The sequence below is a fragment of the Sediminibacterium sp. C3 genome, from assembly GCF_000508085.1.
GTDB lineage: Bacteria > Bacteroidota > Bacteroidia > Chitinophagales > Chitinophagaceae > Sediminibacterium.
Window position 1 is genome coordinate 2,488,238 of sequence record NZ_KI669560.1, and the last position, 16,242, is coordinate 2,504,479.

A 16,242-nucleotide genomic window follows, 5' to 3' on the forward strand; every position below is an offset into this window, starting at 1 on the left:
AATGCCTAAGGAGAAGCAATCAACATTGTTTCTGCAAGGCTTTTTAATAAGCATTGGCGGAGCCATATTGTTTTCCACCAAAGCCATCTGGGTAAAATTAGCTTTTAAAAATACAGGGGTAGATGCAATAACATTGCTTACATTAAGAATGTTATTGTCTCTGCCCTTTTATATTGCTGCAGCCTGGCTGGCAGGTAAAAAGGAAAATGTAGAACCGCTAAGCAACAGAGATTTCGGCTGGATAATTTTATTGGGAGTGCTTGGGTATTATCTAAGCAGCCTCTTCGATTTCATTGGCCTTCAATACATTTCTGCCGGTTTAGAAAGACTGATTTTATTTCTATACCCCACATTTGCCGTGTTGCTGAACACTTACTTGTTCAAGCAAAAAATTACCCGCATACAGTTATTGGCTTTATGTATTACCTATACAGGGATTGGAATTGCCTATTATGCCGAACTGGGTACGGTGCAACAAAACGATTCATTTTACTTTGGTTCTTTCATGGTTTTTCTTTGTGCTATTACCTATTCATTTTATCTGGTTGGCACGGGCAGAATGGTAATCAGAGCTGGCTCTACCCGCTATACCGCATATGCTATGCTGGCAGCAACCGCGGGAATATTTCTGCATTTTTTAGTAAAGCAGCAATGGAAAACCGTAAATATGAGCTGGGAATTGGGCTGGTATAGTCTGGCATTGGCCATTATCGCTACAGTTATTCCTTCGTTTATGATTAGTGCAGGCATGAAAAGAATTGGCAGTAACAATACCTCCATCATCACCAGCATCGGACCAGTTTCTACCATAATTCAGGCGTCCATTTTTCTGAATGAGCCCATTCTAATCACCCAAATACTGGGCACAGCACTGGTGATAATCGGTGTAATTTTAATTGGATGGCAGAACAATCGGATAGAGCATTAATGTACCATTAGATGCTCCATTTCACTCAATTTTTCAAACTGTTCAATGGTGAGTGGTTTGGTAATAAAGTGCGTAACATTCAAAAACTTTTTGGAACGTTCATAATCAACATGGTCAATGGAAGAAGTTAGAATAACAACCGGCCATGGATGACTTAGTTTTTCGTATTCATGAAGAAAATCCCAGCCCGACCTTCCGGAAAAATTCAAATCCAGAAATATCTTACGCTTGGTATTTGGATTCTCTTTTACATATTGCAATGCAGTATCTACCTGATCAAATGTGTGTACAGGCATGGTTGGCATTACGTTGCGGATAATCAGTTCATTCAGTTTATTTACCAGGTGATCATCATCTACCAGACAAATTTCTTCTATGGCCTGATTCAACAAATATTTATTCAGAGAAATACTGTTCGAAGAAGCAAAATTAATCTGATCATTCAGTTTGAAAATGGCATCATTCATAAGATTGGCTGAATGTTCAATATCCGTAAAAATCTGCGCGTAGGTTGCCAGATTATGGTCCTGAAATTTAGCAGTCTGTAACAACTGCAAAATTTTGGAGAACTCATGTCTTAGTTCATGGGAAGTAATAAAAGAAATTTTCTTGAGATGACTCATTTGCTCAAGCACTTCCTTCTCTGATATTTTTTTAAGGGTAATGTCTTTCTGAATGGTTATATACCCTGTTATTACCCCGTCTTTGTCGAACAAGGATTCAATCATTAAATCTAGCCAGATACGGGCCCCACTCTTGGTGTAATATAAAATTTCTGTTCTGATTCCCTTACCCTGTTCAATTACCTTCCGGATTCTATCTAATGTCTCTTTACTTGTCTCAGGACCTTTTAAAAAACTTCCGGGTGTTTTTCCGGTAACTTCTTTCAAGGTATACCCGGTCGTTTTTACAAATGCATCATTTACCCAGGTAATCCGGTTATCCGCATTACACATGATAATAATGCTTCCGATTTTTTGAGCAATTTTTGTGAATTTGCCGAATTCAATTTTAGTGCTCTCCATTAATTCCTGCTGTCTTCTGATTTGAATCTGGGCTTCTTTTACAGCAGTAATATCCAGACACAAACCAGTATACCCAAGAAAAACTCCCTGTACATCATAAACAGGATTGCCTTTCATATTCATCCAGCGAAAATTACCATCCTGTTTTTTAAAGCGGTACACCAGGTTATAAGGTTGCTGAATGGCAAAAGCTGATTTTCTGTCTGCAATTACTTTTTCAATATCTTCCGGATGAATCTGTTTCATCCAGCCTTCTCCCAATTGTTCTTCCTTATTTGTTCCGCAATATTGCTGCCAGGCCTTATTAATATGGGTAATCTGATGATGGTGGTTGGTCATCCACATTAAATCGGGCATAAACTCTGCCAATTCATTAAAACAATGCTCAACAGATCCTGATGATTGTCCCTTCCCTACAGACACGCCTGTTTGGGGTACCAGAAGGGGTTTCCGGTTTTCAGGAGCCGGAACTTTTAAATCCCCCTTCAGCAAAACTCCTGTCATTTTACCTTTTTTATCTGTGATGGGCTGAACCGAAAAAAGAATAGTATTCCGCATCGGTGAACTTCCGGGATATTTGAGTTGCAGTTCTTTTGGCTTTGAAGCAGGCTGCAGCAGTTGCTGCATCGAATTCCTGATAAGACCTGCTTCCTGGTGATTGAACAATGCTTCAATAGAAATACCTACAACAGAAATCCCCTGCAATTGATACAATACCTGAAATGCATCATTGCAATACATAATTTCTCCGTTCGTATCAATAGCCAATACATATTGTCCGAACTTATTGTAATCCACAACTACCCTATCTTTTAATTCGTCGTACTGCATAAACTTGTATTTGGAAGTGGAGAAATGGATTGCAAAAAATTGTCGTTTGAAATATACTGGTGAATAATATCCGGCAACATCAGAAAATCTCTTGACTTATCCAGAAAAAAATGAGCTCCCTTTTTCAAACAGGCCTGACGATAAGTAGCATTAGGCATATTCGTTAAGAATATCACCAGCGGCTGTCTCGAAGGAAAGGATAGCTTAATCTGGTTTAGTAACTCAATTCCACTCAGGCCAGGTAATTGTATATCCAGAATAAACACATCCGGAAAATTTTCCTGTACCATCCTTAATCCCTGTTCTGCGGTCTCCGCAAAATGCAATTCTAATCTGGATTCCTGGTCCAATAAAAGATGATTCAGTTGCTGAACAATAATCGCAGCATCTTCTACAATCAACACTTTGATAGAGGATGTTCTCATAAAATGGTTATTGCCCAAATGTACTCTATCAAAAAAGAAAGCTTTGTAGGGCTGGCCCACAAAGCTTTTGTAGTTAAGATACTACAATCGGTTTCTCAGGAAATTGAATTTTAAACTGGATGCGAACATCCTAAAATGCAATACTAATAAACTAAACGTAAAATAATTGTAGTGGTAAGCCAGGAATATGACCTATAAAAAAACGACAAGATGTAGTATTATCACTACAAGTCAGAAATCTTATGTTCGATGGCATATCTTATTAAATCAGCATTGCTTCTTAGCCCCATCTTATCAAGAATACGGGCACGATAAGTACTAATCGTGTTAATATTCAATGAAAGCATTTCACTGATTTCAGAAACAGATTTCCCTTCTACTAGTTTCTTTAATACTTCAAACTCACGATCAGAGAGGTTTTCATGTGGCAACTTAGAAGAATCTGATTCAAGCGAACTAGCCAATACTTCTGCAACTCTATTGGTAATGTATTTTCTACCTGCTAAAATTTGCTGAACAGCAGTAACTAATTCATAAGGGGCACTCTCCTTGGTAAGATAACCTGACGCTCCCGCTTTAATAGCCCTAACTGCATATTGTTCAGGGGAATGCATGCTGAGCATTAATACCGGGGTATTGGGCACATGGGTTTTTATCTGTTTTAAAATCTCTATTCCGGAATAACCGGGCATACTGATATCGGAAATAATAATATCCCAGGGCTCTTTAATAGATTTTTTAAATAATTCGGCAGAATCGGACACATCATGGATTTCAGCAAATGGCAAAGACTCCAGTAAAATCTTTTTCAAACCCTCCCGTATCAATCCATGATCATCTGCAATAAGTATACGCATATGCTTCCAACTACCTTTTTTCGGTAATACCAGGTTAAAGATAAGAAAATGAACTTTACACTATCCCTGTTTTTCTTGCTGAAAAGACCTCAATTCTTCAAAAAAAGTCTTGATAAAATCAAAAGACAATGGTTTAGTGATATAATCAATGACAGATGCATAACTTCTGGCTTTTTCCCTGTCCCTGTTATCTATAGAAGAAGACAGGACTATTACATTGGAAGCATCGGAATAGGTAATGTATTCATCCAGAAAATCCCAGCCGCCCCTGCCGGGGAAGTTAATATCCAGAAAAATGAGGGTTTGATTAAGCTCCTGTGAAGTTTTAATAAAGTCCAATGCATCATCAATATCTATAAATACTTCAACTGGCATTTCTGGCATAAGTGCCTGTACTATTTTTCTATTTAACACATTGGTTAATACATCGTCATCAATGAATATTATTTTATTAAATGATTCATTCTCCTTGTTCATATCAAAAGTTTCATCGTGTTGGTTAAAAGACAGTTTGTGATTCAATTTAAAAATGGCGGAATTAATCAATTGTATAGACTTCCTGGCTTCAGCTATTAAATCAATTCTTTCTGAGTCTGAAATGAACTGATTATCCATCAGATTTACTATGGATTGAATTTTCGCATACTCATGCCGCATTTCATGAGAAGTAATAAATGACAATTCCTGTAAACGGTTTTTAAACAATTGAGCCTGCATTTCACTCTTCTTTCGTTCAGTTATATTTTGTGCAATTCCAAGAATATACATTAAGTCTCCTCCCTGCTTTTCAAAAACAGACAAGCGGGTCTGAAAAAATTGATATTGTTGCATTTTGTCCATACACCTGCATTCCACTTCTACCACTGCCTGATCACCCATTCCCACATTGGCCACAGCAGCCTGCACCCCTTTCCAATCTTCCGGATGAATCAAGGTTCGTAAAGAAATACAATTGATTTCCTGGTCTTTTAGGTGTTCAAAACCTAACATATGATTCAATGCGGGATTGCGCATTATGAATTTACGCTCCTTCACATCAAACAAAAACACCATATCTGGCAGTTTATTATAGATTTCTTCTAATAAAGAAGCTTGGGATACGTCTGCTGGCAACCAACCTGATTGTAAAGACTGGGAATTCATCGGATATTTTTATACAGTAACTGTAAAAAATATGCCGAATAATAATATTATAATAATCAATCAGTTAGTATAAGAAAATGAATAGAAAGTAGCTTTTTTTTTGAGACTTAATTTCCCTTTTTGGGAATTAAATCACTTATTCAGCAAGAAAATACAGTAAATTGTTGAACCAAGAAAATCCAATGAGACCAACAAAACCACTCAAAATCTTCATTTTGGAAGATGACCTCTGGTATGGTACCATGCTGGAACATTACCTATCGCTAAACCCCGATTACCAGGTAAGCAGATTTGAAACAGAAAAAGCATTTTTTCAACAATTACACGAACAACCAGATGTAGTTACACTGGACTATGCATTGGCTGAAGGTGATGCAGATGGAAGTAAAGTGCTAAAAAAAATTAAAGAAAGGTATCCGGAAACAGAAGTAATTATTATTTCAGGTCAGGATCAGATTACCACTGCGGTTGAACTATTAAAATCAGGTGCATTCGATTATATTGTTAAAGATGAAGACACCAAGGACAGGCTATGGAATGTGCTGCTTCACCTGCAGGAGATTAAGGGCCTTAAAAAGGAAGTGGAGCAACTGAAAAATGAATTGAAGAAAAACTATGATTTTTCAAAAGTAATCATTGGACAAAGTGAATCTATTCAAAAAGTATTTGCACTAATAGATAAAGCTGCAAAAACAAATATTACAGTTTCCCTTACCGGCGAAACAGGAACAGGTAAGGAAATGGTAGCTAAAGCCATCCATTATAATTCACCAAGACACAAATACCCATTTGTTGCCATTAACGTGGCTGCTATTCCTCCGGATTTGCTTGAAAGTGAATTATTCGGTCACGAAAAGGGGGCTTTTACCGGCGCTCAAAGCAAACGTATAGGGAAATTTGAAGAAGCCAATAAAGGCACATTATTTCTGGATGAAATTGCCGAAATGGATATTCACTTACAGGCAAAACTATTAAGGGTTTTACAGGAACGTGAAATTACCAGAATCGGAGGCAATGCCGTAATTCCTATTGATGTAAGAATTATTGTTGCAACGCATAGAAACCTGTTAAAGGAAGTTCAGGAAAAAAAGTTCAGGGAAGACCTGTATTACAGACTTTTGGGTCTTCCAATAGAACTCCCTCCTTTAAGGGAAAGAGGGAAGGATTACCTGATTTTGGCCAAGCACTTCATACAAAGTTTTTGCAGTGACAATAGGTTACCGCTTAAAACTTTAACGCCTGAATCAATTGCTAAACTTAAACAATACTATTTCCCTGGAAATATAAGAGAACTAAAATCTATAATTGAACTGGCGGTGGTGATGTCCGAATCTGATTTAATTTATCCTAGCGACATAAATATAGATGCCAGTGACCAGTTTGGGAACCTGTTATTTAAAGAAACTACTTTAAAGGAATACGAAAAACAAATTATCCAGTATTTCCTGAACAAATACAATCAGGATGTTATAGCAGTTTCCAAAAAACTGGATATTGGCAAATCAACCATTTACAGAATGATGCAAAGAGGTGAATTAATCAAATAATTCCCATGGCAGAAAATACAAATTCCAATACAAGTGCAAAACTAATTTCCATAGAACTAGAAATGGAAAGAGCTGCAAGGTATGCGGCTGAAAAAAAATTATTGCAGAAGGAAAGAGAGCTGCAACTATTACAGAGAAAACTTAACAACTCAGAAACAACCGCCTATTCATTCACGGGAAATGATATTATCAACAGCATTAATCAGCATTTACAAACAGGCATTCTAATTGAAAACGAGTCTGGATTAGTAATTAGTATCAATGAATCCTTTTGTGAGTTTTTTAATATTCATGTTCCTATTCATTCTTTAATAGGGACTGATTTATGCAGTAATAACCTTATTGACGAAACCATCTTTATAAACCCTTTTCACTTTCAGCAGCGAACAAATGAAATATTAAGCAACCGTATTCCTGTAAGAAATGATATGCTTGAACTTAGAAATGGAATAATCATAGAAAGGGATTACAGTCCGCTATTTCAGCAGGGTGAATATACAGGTCATATCTGGTATTACAACGATGCAACGCTCAAGTATACACTTGAAAAAAAGCTAGAGAAACAAAAGAATATCTACGAAAAAATACTCAGCTATCTTCCAGCTGACATAGCTGTTTTAAGCCCTGAATATGCCGACTTATTTTTAAATCCAATCGCAATTAAAGACCCTGAATTAAGGCAGTGGATTATAGAATGGCTGATAGGAAAAAAGGGATCAGCCACTTATAAGTCTGACTCAAAAGATTCAAGAGTAACCAATTATCAGGAACTATTTGAACAGGTAATTAACCTGAAAAAAGGAGGGATAGTAGAAGAGAAGAAAAGCGATACAGAGGGACACACCAGTCATATTTTAAAGAATCTTCATCCTGTACTGGATGAGGATGGTGAACTTGAAATGATCATTGGACTTCACACAGATATAACAGAAAGAGTTCAGATTGAAGATGAGCTAATTCAGGCTAAAATGAAAACGGAAGAACTAGCAAGAGCTAAAGATTTATTTCTAGCCAATGTAAGCCATGAAATCAGAACACCCATGAATGGTATTCTTGGGATTGCCGGTTTACTGGCCAAAACAAAATTGAATCAGAAACAACAAAAAATGACCGGCATGATTAAAGATGCCGCTAATAATTTACTGGTAATCGTCAATGACATTTTAAATTTTGAAAAAATTTCAGCAGGCAGAATAGAGCTTGAAAAAATTCAATTTTTATTGAATGAAAAAGTTGCTTTACTGGCTGAAAGTTTTCAATACAAGGCCAAAGAGAAAAACATTCAACTCAGTTTTAATGATTTAACAGAGAAGCCCTTAAAAGTAGTTGGAGACCCATACCGTTTAAGTCAGATAGTTACCAATTTATTAGCCAATGCCATCAAGTTTACTAACACGGGGTATGTTGAAATAACATTGCAGACCATTACTGAAATGACAGAAGAGGTATGGATCAGAATTGAAATAAAGGATAGCGGAATTGGAATACCAACTGAAAAAATAGACTCTTTATTTCAGCCCTATCAACAAGCCGACACTTCCATATCCAGAAAATATGGCGGTACCGGATTGGGCTTAAGCATTGTTAAAAATCTGGTTACACTGATGGGGGGCAGAATTGGCGTGGAGAGTAAAATAAATTCGGGCAGCATATTCAGTATTCAACTTCCATTTACCAAAAACACACTCTCAGCTAAACCTGTATATGCTGTATCAGACTACAATCAGTTAAAAGGACTCCGTGTTCTATTGGCTGAAGACGTTGAAATGAATCAATTCATTGCCCGATCGATACTGGAAGAAAAAGGCGTTTATATTACAGAAGCGATTGACGGAAGAGAGGCAATTGAAAAAGTTAAAAACTTTTCGTTCGATTTAATTCTAATGGATATTTCCATGCCCTATATAGACGGGATTCAGGCTACATCTATTATCAGAAGCATGAAGAATTCTCCCAATTATAACATACCAATTATTGCCTTAACCGCCAATGCATTAGAAGGCGACAAACAAAAATACCTTAGCGCAGGCATGAATGGGTATATCAGCAAGCCTTTTCTGGAAGAAGAGTTTCTGATGGTAATATTACAATGCCTGCATAAAAATGATTTTTGCTTCAGCAGTGATAATGAATATTTAAGTATTCCATCAAACGAAAAATTATATAGCGAAGCACATTTAATGGGAATGGGAAGGTACCAGCAGGTTTTTATTGATAAGATGATTGCACTCTTTTTACAAACCATGCCAGAGGACATTGAAATACTTCAGGAAACAGCCAAAGTAAAAGATTGGAAAAAAGTAGAACGTACGGCACATAGAATTAAATCTGCCATTCGCAGCATGGGAATTCAGTCTGCAATTCAAGCCATTCGTTATATTGAAGAAGCTGCCCAAAAGAATCCACCACCCGATGATATCGTTTACAAGATAGAATGGGTTGCAAAAGCCATGAAATTGGTGATGGATCAGATAAAAGCAGACTATCCCCATATTTCTGTCTCAAAATAGCCCATGATTCCCAATTCTGGAAACTAAAGAAAGTTCAAAAAATCGCAATTAACTGAAAATCAATCCAATACAGGCTAAACAGCTTTGGCATTGTATTAGCACCCTACAGTTGAAACATTGAAAGTTCATATGGAATCTTTTATTCAACTACCTCAACAATACAAAAGCAGAAAAAACGAAGTTCCGGTATTTGCCTTCATGGGCGAATTTGACTGTAAAGCTCTTGGGCTGGATATTATATTAAAGGCCTTTTCAGATTACAAGAACAAATACCTGGAAAATGGGAGCCTTTGGTTAATAGGGGAAGGAAAGGATCAGGGCTTACTCTCAAGTTTAATTGTGGAATATCATATTGAAGACTTCGTGAAAATTAAACCCATTCCTAATGGCAGAGCAAAATTTGACCTATTGCACGAAGTTGATCTTTTTCTAAGACCATCTAGAAATGAATACTTTCCATCCTCTGTTTTAGAAGCTGCATCGGTTGCTGTACCCTCGATTGTTTCTGGTAATTTTCAGATAAGTCAGTATATCCAAAACTACAATGCCGGCTATGTTTTAGAAGAAAACAACTATAAACAACTGGCAAAATTAATGTTGAAATGTCTACAGGATATTAAATACAATAACTGGAACGTAAAAAGAAGAAATTCGGTTCGCATGGTCAACGAACAGTTTCATTGGAACAAAATTGCTGCAGCGCATCAAAATCTTTTTGAACAAACAATTTAAAAAAATGGATTCAGACAAGCAGATCGAAAATGCTTTCCTGCAAATGAACAAAAGGGCTTTACACGAACAGTGCACCCATGAAATCATACAGGCAAAAGACCATACGCTATTCCCTTTTCTTTATGGCAAGTATGCTTTAATGATGACGGATGCAGAGCCAGAAAATGACATACATATTGTATTTGAAAGTTTCATAAGACTAAACCACTTCCCCTTAGTGGCAGTAGCAAACTGGAAAGCTACTGCTTATGGTCAAACATTGCTCGACCGGTACCAGAATAATTACCTGATTAAAATGCTTGATCCGCAAATTCAGCTCAGAACCTTAAACATGCTCCGGACCAATTGTTTTATATACATTGATTCCTATCACCAGACAGATGAAACCTACTCTCTCTTAGAAGCAATGTACATGCAACTTCCCATACTTGCCTACGAATCGGAATACAATAAAAATTAACCGGAAACGGGGCTTTCTACTTCAAAACAATGATAGACTTGCTGCTTATTCTGCAGTCATTACATCCAATGAAAGCTTATTCCAATGGTGCACTAATGAAACAGTTGTTTAACTCCCAACTGGAGAGGCTTCGTCCAATGCACTCAGTTCCTCAAATTGCGGAACCGTAAGTGGCTTTGTAATAAAGTGCGTAACATTGGAGTACTTTTTTGATTTTTCGTAATCATTATGATCAATAGAAGAAGTCAATATAATTACAGGCCAGGGCTGATTCATACGCTCGTACTCTTCCAGAAAATCCCACCCGTTTCTTCCCATAAAGTTTAAATCGAGGAATATTTTCCTTTTATGAGTAGGATTATTTTTTAAGTAGTCAAGTGCTTCATCAATATTATCAAAAACTGTTACCGTCATATTGGGAATCACATTACGGATTATGACCGTATTCAGTTTGTTAATCATGTGATCATCATCTATCAATATAATTTCTTCGATAGCCTGATTCAATAAGAACTTATTCAGGGCAATATTACTCGAAGATGCAAAACTAACTTCATCTGAAATTTTAAGAATAGCATGATTCATTGTATTGGCAGATGATTCAATATCCGACAATATCTGTTGATAGGTTTCCAGGCTATTCTGCTGAAATTTGGCAGTCTGAAGAATCTGTAAAATTTTTGAAAATTCATGTCTGAGCTCAAAAGAAGCAATGTCGGAGATTTGTTTCAGATGGATCATCTGTTCTTCCACATCCTTTTCCGTCATTTTCTTTTTAGTAATATCATTCTGAATGGTCAGATACCCCAATACATTTCCGGCCTTATCAAATAAGGCTTCCAGTTTTAAATCGAGCCATATTTTATTGCCATTCTTGGCATAAAAAACAATCTCCGTTCTGAGACTCTTACCTTGTTCAATGTTTTTTTTCAGTTTATCAACTACTACAGAATCTGTATCCTGTCCTGAAAGAATCATCAGGGGATCCTTACCATTTACTTCGCGCAAAGGAAATCCGGTAAGCTTTACAAAGCTATCGTTTACCCATGTAATTCTGTAACCCGGATCGCATAAAACGATGACCACATTAATCCGCTGTGCAATTTTTGTAAACTTGGTAAACTCTATTTTGGATACTTCCAGCATTTCCTTTTGTCGGTTAAGCTGAAGTTGAAGCTCCTTGATATGTGTAATGTCTTGTAAAGTTCCGGTATAGCCGATAAAATCACCCAAATTACTAAACATTGGGCTCCCCTGCATTTCTACCCATCTATATGTTGCATCGTATTTTCGAATTCTGAATTGTGCGCTAAACAACTTTCTGCCTGCAAAAGCAGCAGTAAGTGATTGCTCCAATTGAAAGCGGTCTTCCGCATAAACGGCTTCTGTCCATCCATTGCCCATTTCGGTATCCATCGCGGCACCTCTATATTTAAGCCATGCTTTGTTTACAAAAACCAGCTGTTGCTGATAATCACTCATCCAGACTATCTCCTGCATGCAGTCGGCTACTTCCCTAAACCATTCCCGATTCTGTCCGCTGAGTCCTGCACCCTGACCTGTTGCTACTGTAGCTGATTTAGAAGCACTACCAGGGGTATTCATTTTTCCAATTAGTAAAAACGCAATCGGATGGGATCTTCTGTCATGAACCGGACTTACTTCATAATGAATATCCCCTGCCAATGAGGCATTTACAGGATTAGACAATCGTATGATAGAAGGCACAAGCGACTTTGTGAGTAAAGCCTGATGCACTACCTCCTTAATTGTAATTACATCTTTTGAATGCAACAAAGAATCAATGGATATACCTTCTACAGACTCTCCAACAATCTGATAAATTCGCTGAAAAGCCTCATTACAGAAAGTAATATTGGCATCTAAATCGATGGCAAAAACAAAATAATCAGGTGAAGCAATCTGATCTAATATCTTTCTATCAACAGAATAAGGATAGCGCATTTTTTAGCATTTAATGACCAAATTGTTTAAGCGTTCCCAACCAGGTCTTAAGGTAATTGTATAACCAGAGAATAAGATATGCGTAAATGATAAGTTTAAGCAGGAACCACTTAATATTGTGTACCGAAAAAATTCTTCCCATCCAATATAAAAACTGCCCCCAAAGCAACAATAAGTAAGCAATTGATATTGATTTCGAGGTTAGTTCTTTCCAGCTCATAAGTTCTAAAAAATCGAAATTAAATATACTGTATTTTCATTCTGGAATTAACAAATGACGTTTTTATTATGGAAATTATACACGTGGTATTTATAAGAAATACCAGAGCCAAAAACAACCCAATCGCTGATATTGTAAACCAGCTGGTAACCGAACAAATGAAACTGGGTTTAAAAACAAGCGTCTGGGAAATTACTAGAAAATCTGCCGAACAATTTCAAAATAAAGCTTATCCAGTAAAGCGTTTTTCTCATCATTTGTTTATCTGGAACACTATGAAAGAAATCCGGAAAGAGCTGATAAAAACCGGAAAGAGCACAATTGTCCATTTTCACGGAGGAATTGTTCCGGTATACTATCCAATTGCTTTTTACTTGCAGGAAAACAAAATACCATTTATTCTATCCCCTCATGGAAGATATAATTTACAAACCATGAGTAAAACATCTTACCTGAAGAAAAAACATTTTGAAAACTTTGATCAGAATTTAATAAACTGGTCTTCTTCATTGCACTTTAACAGCGAACAGGAAAGAAAAGAATTGCTTTCCTTATTTCCATTCAATCAACAAAAAACGTATACATGCCCCAACGGCTTAATCAACAATAACCTGAATATTGCACCTAAAATTATGAAGCATGATGAAATCATCTATTGCTTCAACGGAGAATTGAAGAACTTTGAAATGGGGATTGATATCTTATTGCATGGATTTGCAAAATTCAAGAAAACCCACTCTAATAATGCCATACTCTGGATTATCGGAAATGGCCCTGACAGAAATCTGATACTAAAGTCCATCAAAAAACTGGGACTGCACAAATATGTATTTGTGAAACCAGCAGTATTTGGTGCTTTAAAGTTTGAGCAGTTGAGCAAGATTGATGTTATGGTAAGAACCCCGAGAGTAGATTTTTATCCCTCGGTTATAATGGAATCTGCCGCTATGTCTATTCCCAGCATTGTATCCAAACCAACTTATTTAGCGGAAATAATTCAGGATGAAAATGCGGGATATGTGCTCCAGGAAAACAATTCTGATCATTTACAAAACGCATTCATACAAAGTATAGCTGATATGGAAACAGTTCAATGGAACAGAAAAAAAATGAATGCTCACCAAATGGTAGCGCAGCATTTTAACTGGACCAGCATTGCCAGAACACATATAGAGATTTATCAGGGTTTATAGGAATTTTAAACAACCAGTAAACTGCATCCACGAAGATCAGCATGATCCATCCTGCCAATTACTTCAAAGCTCCCATCCTTATAAATTTTTCCAATATCCTGAGTTGCAATAAAAGCACAACTATAAATATTGGCCAGATCTATGATCTGAAGTAACCCGGTGCCTTCATTCAAAATTTCGAGGGGATCGTCTTCTTTTCTAATCAATACTTTCATCCAGGGTGGACAATAGAAACGCCCCCCTCCCACTGAATAGGCCTGACTCAGTAATTCTGTCATTCCATATTCGGCATGAATAGAAGACAAGCCGGTTCTTTTGCAAAGCAAAGCATGCAATTCTTCTCTGGTTAATTCCTTACCCCTACCTTTCATGCCTCCCGTTTCCATGATCAGGGTATGGTTAAGCCGCATTGGATACTTTTCTGTAAAATCGAGCAATGCAAATGTTACCCCCAATAACAGGGTTTTCTGTCCAGCAGCTTCCAGCTCCAGTATTTTTTTATGTAATTCGGCAAAATCATACAAATAGTATCCGCTGGAAGGATGACCACATCTTTCAATAAAATGGTTGGCCATGTAACCAAAGATGAGTTTTCCCTTTCCAGATAGGCGGGAAGTAACGCTAACACACACCAGTCTTCTAACTTGCCATACCGCTGTTCAAACCCCCGAACAGCCCCTTGAACATACCCATCCGGATTGGGCACATAATGCTTACTGGATACCATTCCAGTGGTCCTGCTGCTTTCAAAAACGCAGGCAGCTGCATGATCCCCGGCTAGCACGGTATGCGTTTTAAAAAAAGAAATAGGCAACGCAGGAATGCTGGCAAGTGTCTTTACGTTATGGGGATTTTCTGTTATTAAACTGACCCATTTACGATAAACAGAATTATTCCTGTATTGCCATTGATACAGTTCAATGGCTAAATCAGCAAAATTGGAATCGCTTACAGAAAAAATATTGTTAATATCAATGGGTGGTTCCAACCTTGTATGTATTGTTTTAACTAAATTTGAATAGAAAGTAAAATGATGAGAGCAAAATTATTAATCCTGTTGACAATTACGGCCTTTTTTTATGGTTGCAGTAAAGATGAATTCAATACCAGACCCGGTTTATCTTTTGCTGAAGCCAATGCCACTGAACTCAGACAGGGGAACCTTCTCATTTTTTCTTTGGACTTTACCGACAAGGAGGGTGATATTCAGGACACATTATGGGTGCAGAAAATTTCCAAAACCTGCCCAAATACGCCTGGCGTTCAATTTATCAGTCCTTACCGGGTGCCTAACTTCACCGGCACTGCCAATTTAAAAGGCAAGCTGGAAATTACGCTTGTTTACAATGCCAATGTTCCGGGAACCCCTTCAATAGTGGGTTGCACCAACAGAAACGATACTTCTTACTTTAGATTCTGGTTAAAAGACAAAGCCAACAACAGAAGTGATACCGTAAGATCGCCTGATATTGTTTTAATCAGATGATAGCCGGGCATAACTGGACAAAGCGATTTTTTTACGGAAATTATTTCTACGGAATTTGCGCAATAGGATTGTCTGTTGAATGTTCTCTTCAGCTAAAACTCCCCCTTAATAATCTATTTTTTTACCTATCCTTGTTTTGTGCCACTGTCCTTTATTATACCCATGCATATTATATAGAGATCAGCCATCAACCACAAAATAAAAATGAAAGGTCTGTCTGGTATAGAGAACATCAGAAACAGATAACAAATTCCCAATTAGGTTTAACACTTATTCTTGGACTACTATTATTACTGCAATTCAATGGACTCCAACCCCTGTTTGCACAATTGCCGGTATTTAACTGGATTATTTTAGTGATTTTTGGTTTGATTGGAGCCGCTTATTATAAAAGCCTCTACCCTGGCTGGGGAAATTGGGGACTAAGAAATAATGGTTTAATAAAGCCTTTCCTGATTGGTTGGGTTTGGGCGGGTGCTGTTTCCTTTGCTCCGGTATTTTATTACGATCTTAGTCATCCGGGCTCAACTCATACAGCAGACCTGATTACCTGGTTATTATTTTTTAAAAACTGGCTTTTCATTAGCCTGCTTTGCATCTTGTTCGATATAAAGGACTATGCAACCGATGCCAATCAACCCCTTAAAACCTGGGTGGTAAAAATAGGCTTACGCAAAACCCTTTTTGGATTGATTATCCCAATCGCCTTTATGAGCCTGGGTATATACTGGGTGCTTGCCTGGCTAGAGAACTTTTCTTTAACCAGAATACTATTCAACACAATCCCCTTTATATTGTTAATAACTGTTAGTACCCAAATGCATCGCCGTAAAAGCATTCTCTATTATCTTGCAATCATTGACGGCCTGATGCTTGTGAAAGCAATCTGTGGCGCGTTGGGCATGTTAGGAACTTAAAAT

Annotated in this window: 14 protein-coding genes; 8 read left to right on the forward strand and 6 right to left on the reverse strand. The window is 37.3% G+C overall.

Going from position 1 to position 16,242, the window contains the following annotated elements:
• Position 1 precedes the first annotated feature (1 nt).
• Positions 2 to 928 (forward strand): DMT family transporter, encoded by a 927-nt coding sequence (locus F777_RS0111515; protein ID WP_026752170.1) that lies wholly within the window; start codon positions 2 to 4, stop codon positions 926 to 928.
• Here F777_RS0111515 and F777_RS0111520 read toward each other — a convergent pair.
• From F777_RS0111520 to F777_RS17820, 4 genes are all read right to left on the reverse strand, one after another.
• The gene (locus tag F777_RS0111520) at positions 925 to 2,784 is read right to left on the reverse strand and encodes a PAS domain S-box protein (protein WP_026752171.1); all 1,860 of its coding nucleotides are present in this window, start codon (positions 2,782 to 2,784) and stop codon (positions 925 to 927) included. The two genes, F777_RS0111515 and F777_RS0111520, sit on opposite strands and share 4 nt — an antisense overlap.
• On the reverse strand, positions 2,766 to 3,209 hold the full coding sequence (locus F777_RS0111525) for a response regulator (protein ID WP_026752172.1): 444 nt from the start codon (positions 3,207 to 3,209) through the stop codon (positions 2,766 to 2,768). The genes F777_RS0111520 and F777_RS0111525 overlap by 19 nt, the downstream gene beginning before the upstream one ends.
• Positions 3,210 to 3,433: 224 nt before the next feature.
• Complete coding sequence (locus F777_RS0111535; RefSeq protein WP_026752173.1) at positions 3,434 to 4,066, reverse strand: response regulator; 633 nt, start codon at positions 4,064 to 4,066, stop codon at positions 3,434 to 3,436.
• A 60-nt stretch (positions 4,067 to 4,126) separates the two neighbouring features.
• On the reverse strand, positions 4,127 to 5,209 hold the full coding sequence (locus F777_RS17820; protein ID WP_051408589.1) for a response regulator: 1,083 nt from the start codon (positions 5,207 to 5,209) through the stop codon (positions 4,127 to 4,129).
• 182 nt (positions 5,210 to 5,391) lie between these two features.
• On the opposite strand from F777_RS17820, the gene F777_RS0111545 reads away from it, so the two are divergent.
• From F777_RS0111545 to F777_RS0111560, 4 genes are all read left to right on the forward strand, one after another.
• The gene (locus F777_RS0111545) at positions 5,392 to 6,756 is read left to right on the forward strand and encodes a sigma-54-dependent transcriptional regulator (RefSeq protein WP_026752174.1); all 1,365 of its coding nucleotides are present in this window, start codon (positions 5,392 to 5,394) and stop codon (positions 6,754 to 6,756) included.
• A 5-nt stretch (positions 6,757 to 6,761) separates the two neighbouring features.
• Positions 6,762 to 9,266, forward strand: a complete 2,505-nt coding sequence (locus F777_RS0111550) for a PAS domain-containing hybrid sensor histidine kinase/response regulator (protein WP_026752175.1) — start codon at positions 6,762 to 6,764, stop codon at positions 9,264 to 9,266.
• Between the two features lie 129 nt (positions 9,267 to 9,395).
• A complete protein-coding gene (locus F777_RS0111555; RefSeq protein ID WP_037369414.1) occupies positions 9,396 to 9,998 on the forward strand; it encodes a glycosyltransferase in 603 nt (200 codons plus the stop codon).
• Positions 9,999 to 10,002: 4 nt separating this feature from the next.
• On the forward strand, positions 10,003 to 10,458 hold the full coding sequence (locus F777_RS0111560; protein ID WP_152530907.1) for a hypothetical protein: 456 nt from the start codon (positions 10,003 to 10,005) through the stop codon (positions 10,456 to 10,458).
• A 108-nt stretch (positions 10,459 to 10,566) separates the two neighbouring features.
• Here F777_RS0111560 and F777_RS0111565 read toward each other — a convergent pair whose 3' ends face one another.
• A complete protein-coding gene (locus F777_RS0111565; protein ID WP_026752178.1) occupies positions 10,567 to 12,423 on the reverse strand; it encodes a PAS domain S-box protein in 1,857 nt (618 codons plus the stop codon).
• Between the two features lie 288 nt (positions 12,424 to 12,711).
• Here F777_RS0111565 and F777_RS0111570 point away from each other — a divergent pair, with 288 nt between their 5' ends.
• The gene (locus F777_RS0111570) at positions 12,712 to 13,836 is read left to right on the forward strand and encodes a glycosyltransferase family 4 protein (RefSeq protein ID WP_026752179.1); all 1,125 of its coding nucleotides are present in this window, start codon (positions 12,712 to 12,714) and stop codon (positions 13,834 to 13,836) included.
• A gap of 5 nt (positions 13,837 to 13,841) precedes the next feature.
• On the opposite strand, the gene F777_RS18430 is transcribed toward F777_RS0111570, so the two are convergent.
• Complete coding sequence (locus F777_RS18430; protein WP_235785949.1) at positions 13,842 to 14,411, reverse strand: long-chain-fatty-acid--protein ligase; 570 nt, start codon at positions 14,409 to 14,411, stop codon at positions 13,842 to 13,844.
• A gap of 458 nt (positions 14,412 to 14,869) precedes the next feature.
• Here F777_RS18430 and F777_RS0111580 point away from each other — a divergent pair, with 458 nt between their 5' ends.
• The gene (locus tag F777_RS0111580; protein WP_026752180.1) at positions 14,870 to 15,322 is read left to right on the forward strand and encodes a hypothetical protein; all 453 of its coding nucleotides are present in this window, start codon (positions 14,870 to 14,872) and stop codon (positions 15,320 to 15,322) included.
• Positions 15,319 to 16,239: a UbiA prenyltransferase family protein gene (locus tag F777_RS17915; RefSeq protein ID WP_026752181.1), complete on the forward strand. Its 921-nt coding sequence runs from the start codon at positions 15,319 to 15,321 to the stop codon at positions 16,237 to 16,239. Before F777_RS0111580 ends, F777_RS17915 begins: the two co-directional genes overlap by 4 nt.
• Positions 16,240 to 16,242: the final 3 nt, after the last annotated feature.